The organism is Cupriavidus sp. SK-3 (assembly GCF_000611145.1).
Lineage (GTDB): Bacteria > Pseudomonadota > Gammaproteobacteria > Burkholderiales > Burkholderiaceae > Cupriavidus.
Map to the genome: position 1 here is coordinate 1 of NZ_JFJV02000145.1, position 1145 is coordinate 1145.

General features: G+C 65.9%; 2 protein-coding genes. Both read left to right on the top strand.

The features are described from left to right. Window positions 1–465: ATP-binding cassette domain-containing protein (locus CF70_RS15335; RefSeq protein WP_035866154.1), on the top strand; the 465-nt coding region annotated here is incomplete at its 5' end. Between the two features lie 9 nt (window positions 466–474). Further along, window positions 475–1145: ABC transporter ATP-binding protein (locus CF70_RS15340; protein ID WP_035866156.1), on the top strand; the 671-nt coding region annotated here is incomplete at its 3' end.

The window sequence follows — 1145 nt, forward strand, 5'->3', positions numbered from 1 at the left end:
ATCGGCCTGCAGCGGCAGCTCGGCACGTCCTATCATTTCTGGCGCAGCGAGAACACGCTCGACACGCTCAACGGGCGCGGCATGGAGCTGCTCGATCAGGTCGGCCTGACCGACGTCGCGCAGACCGTGACCGTCAACCTGCCGTATGGCCGCAAGCGCGCGCTGGAGATCGCCACCACGCTGGCGATGGAGCCGGAGCTGATGCTGCTCGACGAGCCCACCCAGGGCATGGGTCATGAGGACGTGGCGCGCGTCACCGAACTGATCCGCAAGGTGGCGGTGGGGCGCACCATCCTGATGGTCGAACACAATATGAACGTGGTCTCGTCGATCGCCGACAAGATCACGGTATTGCAGCGCGGCGCGATCCTGGCCGAAGGGCCGTACGCCGAAGTATCGAAAGACCCGCGCGTGATGGAGGCCTACATGGGCACCGTCGACGCTGAACTGCAGGGCGCGCACTGAGGAGCCAGGATGAGTACAACGCCCGCACTAGAAATCAAGGACCTGCACGCCTGGTACGGCGAATCGCACATCCTGCATGGCGTGGACCTGACCGTGAATCCCGGCGAGGTGGTGACGCTGCTGGGCCGCAACGGGGCCGGGCGCACCACCACGCTGCGCGCGATCATGGGCCTGACCGGCCAGCGCAAGGGTTCGATCCGCGTCAACGGCACCGAGACCATCGGCATGCCGACGCACAAGATCGCGCATTGCGGCATCGGTTACTGCCCGGAAGAGCGGGGCATCTTCGCCAGCCTGTCGTGCGAGGAAAACCTGCTGCTGCCGCCGCTGCTCAAAGGGCAGGGCAGCAGCGCGGTCACCGGCATGAGCGAAGCCGAAATCTACGACATGTTCCCCAACCTGAAGGAGCGCCGCCAGAGCCAGGGCACGCGCCTGTCGGGCGGCGAGCAGCAGATGCTGGCGGTGGGCCGCATCCTGCGCACGGGGGCCAACCTGCTGCTGCTCGACGAGATCTCCGAGGGCCTGGCGCCGGTGATCGTGCAGGCGCTGGCGCGCATGATCCTGATGCTCAAGAAGAAGGGCTACACGGTGGTGATGGTGGAGCAGAACTTCCGCTTCGCCGCGCCGCTGGCCGATCGCTTTTATGTGATGGAACACGGCACCATCGTCGAGCGCTTCGC